The organism is Marinospirillum sp. (assembly GCF_014859565.1).
In genome coordinates, this window is record NZ_JACUUA010000008.1 from 37,913 (window position 1) to 44,595 (window position 6,683).

Here is a 6,683-nt window from a genome sequence, read left to right on the forward strand (position 1 = left end):
TTAAAATGGCGGAGGCCATGCAAAAAATGCGCCCGAATCAACTGCGCACAAACAATGCCATGCTTTCAACGTGGGCGGTCTGCGGGAACATATCCATAATACCCAGCCGATCCAGCCGATAACCCTGCTGCTCCAGACTGGTTTTATCCCGCGCCAGCGTGGCAGGATTGCAGGAGACATACAAAATACGCCCGGCACCCAGCTCACCAAGCTGGTCACAAATACCCTCCGCACCGGCACGCGGCGGGTCGAGCAGAATCACATCCCAGCCACTGGCCGCTTCATTCCAAGCCTGCTGCTGCAAGGGACGGTTTAAATCGGCTGTGGTAAAACGCACATTGTTACAGGCATTGTGAGTCGCATTCATGCCACCCCGCTGCACCTGAGACTCCAGCACTTCCACACCCAGCACCTCTGCGGCCTGCTGCGCCAGTGGTAGGGTAAAATTGCCAAAACCACAAAACAGATCCAGCACCCGCTCTGTGCCTTTTAACTTCAGCCAATCCAGCGCCTGTGCCACCATCTGTTGATTCACACCGGCATTCACCTGCACAAAATCACCGGCAGCAAAAAACAGCGTCTGATTCTGCAGCTGATAACTGAACAAGGGAGCGGGTTCGTCACTGCCAAAGGGATGAAGCCCTGTCTCATCCTGAAACTGCAACACAACACCCTGAGCACCAGCCCAATCGCGCCACAAGCGTTGATCCTGACTACTCATCCGCAGCAGTGAACGCAACAAACGCACCAGCACACCCCGCTGGTTTTCACTCTGAATCAGCTCGATATGCCCCAGATGTTTTTTGCCATCCAGCTGCGGCAACAATTCATGCAAGGTAGGCAACAAGGCTTGCAGCTCCGGCACCAGAACCGGACATTCTGTGACATTGGTAATAAAAGCCGAGTTTTTCTCACGAAAACCCAGCAACAAACGACCATCCTTGCGCCACTTCACCCCCAGCCGTGCCTTGCGGCGATAAGCAAAAGGCGGTGAACTCAACGGCGGTTGTAACTGTTCCTGCGGATAATCCAGCAACTCCGCCACCAGTGACTGTTTAAAAGCCAACTGTCCCTGAGCATCCAGATGCTGCAAATTACAACCACCACAAGCGGCATAATGTGAACAGGCCGGGACTGTACGCCGAGGGGAAGGCACCAGCACCTGATCCACCACCGCCTCGTCATACCGGCTGCGGGTAAAACGCACCTTGCAGCTCACCCGCTCATCGGGCAAGGCACCTTCCACAAACACCGTTTTACCCTCAGCATTACGCGCTACACCCCGCCCCTCATGACTAAGGCGCAGAATCTGCAAGTGATGATCAGGGGAATCTGAGGCAGCAGCAGCCAGAGACTCGGCTTCTGCCGTGCGTGCTGCCGCAGCCTTATCGGCCTTGGCAACAGCATTCTTGCGGGGTTTAGTGAAAAGGCGGCTCATTGTGTTACACCGGTCAACAAAAGGAACCGCATACTAGGGTAAGCATCAATCAGGTTCAACCTTCTTTCCACGGATTGACAACAGCAACCCCGGCAGCCTCAAAAGGACTGGTATCGCGTGTAGCAACCGTAAAACCTCTCACAGCAGCATATGAGTGCTCTGCCGAAAAGTTGCTGGAGCTGTACCGTAAAAGAGGCAGGGCCGAAGCCCATATGGGCGAGTTGAAAACCACTAATGAGGTTGCCCAGTGCGAGAGCTATGTTCTTTTCTGACCCCTGCCCCGGTGTTTTTCGAATTCGCCGGTAATCCAGCTGCTGTTCAGTATCGAAATACGAAAGACTTCAGCGTTTTTGTCATTTCGTTCAGAAAAAATTTGGTGCTGACAAGCGGGTGTTTGCCCAGGTGCGGGTTGTTGATGTCATCAACGTGAACTGGTCAGCGATCAAAAAGGGTTCTTTTCATAAATATTCTTGCGATGACCAAAGCGCTCAACAGAAATAATATTCTCCTGATCAAGAATCCTGACGATGATTCGATAATCACCAACCCTGTAACGCCACCGGCCACGCGGAGCACCTTGCATGGCTTTGCCCGTTGAGCGAGCATCATCCATCTTTTCAAGGTCATCCAAAAAATCAGAAAGCCGCTGAATTTCAGTGGGTGTGCTTTTCTTGAGATCCTTCAGCGCCTGCCTGGCAAACTCAATCGTCCAGGTCATTCAAAATGCCCTGCAGGCTACGGCCATTTTTTGGAATATAATTTTCTATCTTGCGACTACCGTCAGGGTTGGTGTTCTCAACAATTCGCTGTTCAGCAATATAAAGATCCTCGTAGTCATCAAGGAAACGCTGCAGAGCCTCTTTAAGATAAAAGGTCTTATTACGGCCAGTGACCACGGCCAGATTACTGAGACGTGTTTCAAGCTCTGGTGAACGAAAAGTAATCATGTGCTGATCCTCCCTCATGGATTGTAGTACAAGTATAACGTGTAATACATTTTCTGCAAGAGGTGTCGACAAAGTGACGACCGCATAGAGTCAATAGTTCAGACAGTTTCATGATGCAATAGCCCCGCAGTTGCAAAGCTCCTCAAAACCTGGCCTGGATTTTATGCAATTGAAGTCCAGACCCAAGTACGAAGAAAAGCGCTTCAGCAGGTTTAAGGCTGTCATTCAAGATTTTGGTGAGTGAGGCTGGCAGGCTGGAGCGGAATGACCATCACGGATCAGGTTACTGATGTAGGATTCTGCCGGTGCTTCAGGGGCTTCGCCTATATGAATACCCAACCAGTGACCACGGGCATTACTACGTGCCTCTTGTAATGCCTCGGCAGCATCCTGACGATAAATATTCACCTGATCCTGATGATCATGATGATAAACATCCGGCCAAGCATAACCACTGCGGATCAACGCAAGATTACCATTGATCTCTTCACGGACATCATAAACTGTACCCAGCCAGATGGAGTCATAAAGCACAGCATCCAGCTGTACCCGTACCTCACTGCGCAAGCGTCCCTGTGAAAGGTCAATCAGCCCCAACACTGAGCGGCGGTAACCCGGCTGATGTTTCAGTGGTGTATTCACACCATTCAGGACAAAACACACATTTTTTCCATCCGGCATACGCAGCAGCAAAGTCTGGCCATCTACTATCTCTTGCACCGCAGCAGGTAAGGGTCGACCTACACCCTTGATCAACACCAGGCTGGCAGTGATTGCCGGCAGAGTGTAGATCAGCAAAGCCAGGCTGGTGCCAGCAAACAGGATGATCAGCCAACGATTGATACGCATCCTTTCTCCCGATTCTGTTCATCTTTCATTTCTAGCATTCAAAGCGGTTTATTTCTAGCCTGATCAGAAAATAACTGCAGCTGCCCCCGCACCTGCTCGGAAAAGACTTTTAAAAAGTGATCCAGAGCCGTCTGCTCACCTTCCAGACTGGCCACCACACCTTCACTGTAATCAATTTGTACACGCAACCCAGCCTGATCGGCCAACCGCCGCAACAAGGATTCATGCTCAAAAGCCGTTGTCAGGTGTAAAAGGGCAAAAGTTTTTAACTCAACATAAACAGCCGATTGCAGGGGTTCACTGATTGCCTGACTGTAGGCACGCACCAACCCACCGGCACCCAGTTTTATACCCCCAAAATAACGCACCACCGTAGCCAGTACCTGATCCAGGTGTTTGTGCTGCAATACATTCAACATTGGTGCTGCCGCAGTACCGGAAGGTTCACCATCATCCGACTGGCGCACCTGCCCGTTAACCAGCAGGCAGAAACAGACATGAGTGGCATCCGGGTGCTGCTGTCGCAAAGTCTGCACCCGCTCCAGTCCCTGCTCCATACTGGTCACCGGTTCAACACAACCGATAAAACGTGATTTTTTGATTTCCAGCAGGCTATTCACCGGCTCTGGCAAGGTCTGGCGCATCAACTGTCATTTCCATGTTTTTTGTTTCAGATCAGAGGCGTAAGATTAGCACATTCGGTCAGATGACTCAGGAAGGACAAGCATTTTGCTCAGACATTATTACACCGGCAGGGATGTAACCTGCGCCCAGAACATTGATGAATTACGCAGCATGGCGGCAAAATGCCTGCCAAACTTCTGCATGGAGTATCTGGAAGGCGGTTCAGATGATGAATACACTGTGACTGCAACTGGTGCGTGACCAGATTGACGCTTGCCTCCAGCGGGGATGCTGACCCCAGCACCGGAAAATTTCCACGCACTTTGGTTTCAAACCACTGCTGCATGTCGGCTTCACTGCGGGGCTGGTATTCGTAGAGTGCGGTGGAGTTCAGGATCACCTGATTAAAAATTGCCTGAATGGTTTTGCCTTGTTGTGCTTGTGTGCACTCGATCAGTCGCAGTTCACTCACCAACCACCCAGCCTTCACGCCGTGGATCAGCACCACCCAGAATACCCTGAGGGGTCAGCAACAGCATCTGGATACCACTGGTCAGATCCTGTTCGCGCAGTTCATGCCCACGAGCCTCTAGGCTGTGTTTGACATGATCTGAAAAGCCACCCTTTTCCAGCAGCGTAACCCTGCTATTGAAGTTAGCCAAATTCGGCAGCTCAATAGCCTGCTGGGGTGCCAACTTCCAACCCAGAGAACCCAGCAGGGTTTTGGTGGTGAAATGAATGATGGCTGCACCACCGGGAGAACCCAGGCTAGCTACCAGTTCACGTGATTGAGGATCAAACACTAAAGTTGGACTCATGCTGGAGCGCGGGCGTTTGCCCGGTTCAACACGATTAGCTACAGGTTTGCCCTGTGAGTCGGCAGGAAGGAAAGAAAAATCTGTCAGCTGGTTGTTGAGTAAAAAACCACCCGGTAATCCGGTGCCGCCGTCAGTCAGTATTCGAGCACCAAACGCCTGTTCAATGCTGGTGGTCATCGCCACACCCCGCCCTTCAGCATCCATGACACTGATGTGGGTGGTGCCGTATTCCGGTTGTGGCCACTGGCTGGCATAAGCTGACTCAAGTCCACCCGGTTGGCCGGGTGAAGCCACCCCCTGACTGACCGGCTGGATTTCCTGTGCTCTTTTAAGCAGGTATTCAGGATCAATCAGGCTCATCCAGTCACCCGCAGGTGCTGTAACAAAATCCGGATCCGCCAGATACAGCGCGCGATCGGCAAAAGCCCGTTTGCTGGCTTCAATATACTGATGCATGCCTTCAGGGGTATAAAAGCTCTCTTCACTCTGGCTTTCCGGGCTGTTCTGCACGCTGGATAACTGCTCCAGAATACCCAGCATTTGCATCAGGGCGATCTGCCCGGAAGACGGTGGTGGAAAACCACAGACCAGATAATCCAGCCAGCCACCACAAAAAGCTTCCCGCGCTACGGGTTGATAAGTCTGCAGGTCTTCAGGGGTTAATAAACCACCCTGTTGTTGTACAGTTTTACTGATTGTTTGTGCCAAAATACCGGTATAAAAAGCATCACTGCCTTGTTCCGCCACCTGACGCAGAATGAGTGCCATGGCAGGATTTTTCAGCAGATGCCCCACCGGTAAAGGGGAACCGTCCGGCAGGTAAAAATAATTCCGTGCTGCGGGATTATTGGACAGTGCGGGATCATTAACCAGCAGTTGATGCAGACGTGGGCTGACTTCAAAACCCTTTTCAGCCAGTTGGATGGCTGGTTCAAACAGCTGTTGCCAGGGTAAATGTCCCTGTTGCTGATGGGCTGCTTCCAGCATTTTCAATAATCCCGGCACACCTACAGCCCGACCACTGGTCACTGCTTCCATAAAAGGCAAAGGCTGGCCTCCAGCATCCAGAAACAGCGTTGGTGTTGCTGCTGCCGGTGCGGTTTCACGACCATCCCAGGCAATCAGCTGATCTCCATCCCAACTGAGCAGAAAACCACCACCCCCTATACCACTGGACTGGGGTTCGACCAGATTGAGTACCAGTTGTGCGGCAATAGCAGCATCCACAGCATTGCCACCAGCCACCAGCATTTTATGACCTGCTTCTGCCGCCAGCGGATTAGCAGCCGCCACCGCCTGATGTTCAAATTGCCAGCCAGGGCGTTGCTGCAGGCCACTGGCCACTTCCGGCTGCAGGGCTTCAACAGGAAGCACCTTTTGATTGTCCATTTTCCCTGCTTCAGGAGCAGGTTTACAGCCCAGCAGCAACAGGGCAGCAGCTAATGGCAACAATACCAGCCGGGTGGCAAATGGCATGGTTTATTCCGGCATGGTCAAAGGTTCGGGAGAAACAATGATGCCGTTGTTATCGGCATACAGATAATCACCAGGTACAAAGGTCACACCACCAAAAGACACAGCCACCTGATACTCACCCACACCCTTTTTCTCGGACTTTTTCGGGTGGGTACCCAGCGCCTGCACACCCAGATCCAGCTCATTGATGATGTCCACATCACGGATGCAGCCGTACATGATTACCCCTTCCCAACCGTTCTTCACCGCCTTCTCGGCCAGCATGTCACCCAGCATGGCACAACGGAAAGAACCACCAGCATCCACCACCATCACTTTACCGGCACCGGGCTTTTCCACTTCTTCTTTAACCAGTGAATTGTCTTCAAAACACTTGATGGTCACTATCTCACCACCAAAGGACTCACGGCCACCCAGGTTGTTGAACATGGGTTCAACCACTTCGATCAGATCAGGATAGGCATCACACAGGTCGGGGGTTACGTATTGCATCTTTTGCTCCAGGTTAGGTTTTGGAATATATCACTAGAA

Annotated in this window: 8 protein-coding genes; 1 reads left to right on the plus strand and 7 read right to left on the minus strand. The window is 51.8% G+C overall.

Annotated features, from left to right (window positions below):
* Nucleotides 1–37: 37 nt before the first annotated feature.
* The 5 genes from rlmD to IBX50_RS02650 form a co-directional block, all read right to left on the minus strand.
* Entirely contained in the window at nucleotides 38–1,438 is a 1,401-nt protein-coding gene (rlmD, locus tag IBX50_RS02630; protein ID WP_292253084.1) for a 23S rRNA (uracil(1939)-C(5))-methyltransferase RlmD, read from the minus strand.
* A 442-nt stretch (nucleotides 1,439–1,880) separates the two neighbouring features.
* The gene (locus IBX50_RS02635; RefSeq protein WP_292253086.1) at nucleotides 1,881–2,156 is read right to left on the minus strand and encodes a type II toxin-antitoxin system RelE/ParE family toxin; all 276 of its coding nucleotides are present in this window, start codon (nucleotides 2,154–2,156) and stop codon (nucleotides 1,881–1,883) included.
* Complete coding sequence (locus IBX50_RS02640; RefSeq protein ID WP_292253087.1) at nucleotides 2,140–2,385, minus strand: hypothetical protein; 246 nt, start codon at nucleotides 2,383–2,385, stop codon at nucleotides 2,140–2,142. Before IBX50_RS02640 ends, IBX50_RS02635 begins: the two co-directional genes overlap by 17 nt.
* 225 nt (nucleotides 2,386–2,610) lie before the next feature.
* The gene (locus IBX50_RS02645; RefSeq protein ID WP_292253088.1) at nucleotides 2,611–3,234 is read right to left on the minus strand and encodes a hypothetical protein; all 624 of its coding nucleotides are present in this window, start codon (nucleotides 3,232–3,234) and stop codon (nucleotides 2,611–2,613) included.
* 38 nt (nucleotides 3,235–3,272) lie between these two features.
* The gene (locus tag IBX50_RS02650; protein ID WP_292253089.1) at nucleotides 3,273–3,878 is read right to left on the minus strand and encodes a YigZ family protein; all 606 of its coding nucleotides are present in this window, start codon (nucleotides 3,876–3,878) and stop codon (nucleotides 3,273–3,275) included.
* Between the two features lie 85 nt (nucleotides 3,879–3,963).
* Between IBX50_RS02650 and IBX50_RS02655 the strand changes: the two genes are divergently transcribed.
* The gene (locus IBX50_RS02655) at nucleotides 3,964–4,119 is read left to right on the plus strand and encodes a hypothetical protein (RefSeq protein WP_292253090.1); all 156 of its coding nucleotides are present in this window, start codon (nucleotides 3,964–3,966) and stop codon (nucleotides 4,117–4,119) included.
* 203 nt (nucleotides 4,120–4,322) lie between these two features.
* Here the strand turns inward: IBX50_RS02655 and ggt are convergent, their stop codons facing one another.
* Nucleotides 4,323–6,152 (minus strand): gamma-glutamyltransferase, encoded by a 1,830-nt coding sequence (ggt, locus tag IBX50_RS02660; protein WP_292253091.1) that lies wholly within the window; start codon nucleotides 6,150–6,152, stop codon nucleotides 4,323–4,325.
* 3 nt (nucleotides 6,153–6,155) lie between these two features.
* Nucleotides 6,156–6,644: a ribonuclease E activity regulator RraA gene (gene rraA, locus IBX50_RS02665; RefSeq protein ID WP_292253092.1), complete on the minus strand. Its 489-nt coding sequence runs from the start codon at nucleotides 6,642–6,644 to the stop codon at nucleotides 6,156–6,158.
* Between the last annotated feature and the right edge of the window lie 39 nt (nucleotides 6,645–6,683).

What these genes read in the sequence shown, in the direction of transcription:
- rlmD (WP_292253084.1), bottom strand. Translation starts at nt 1,438, where the DNA reads ATGAGCCGCCTTTTCACTAAACCCCGCAAGAATGCTGTTGCCAAGGCC.
- IBX50_RS02635 (WP_292253086.1), bottom strand. Translation starts at nt 2,156, where the DNA reads ATGACCTGGACGATTGAGTTTGCCAGGCAGGCGCTGAAGGATCTCAAG.
- IBX50_RS02640 (WP_292253087.1), bottom strand. Translation starts at nt 2,385, where the DNA reads ATGATTACTTTTCGTTCACCAGAGCTTGAAACACGTCTCAGTAATCTG.
- IBX50_RS02645 (WP_292253088.1), bottom strand. Translation starts at nt 3,234, where the DNA reads ATGCGTATCAATCGTTGGCTGATCATCCTGTTTGCTGGCACCAGCCTG.
- IBX50_RS02650 (WP_292253089.1), bottom strand. Translation starts at nt 3,878, where the DNA reads ATGCGCCAGACCTTGCCAGAGCCGGTGAATAGCCTGCTGGAAATCAAA.
- ggt (WP_292253091.1), bottom strand. Translation starts at nt 6,152, where the DNA reads ATGCCATTTGCCACCCGGCTGGTATTGTTGCCATTAGCTGCTGCCCTG.
- rraA (WP_292253092.1), bottom strand. Translation starts at nt 6,644, where the DNA reads ATGCAATACGTAACCCCCGACCTGTGTGATGCCTATCCTGATCTGATC.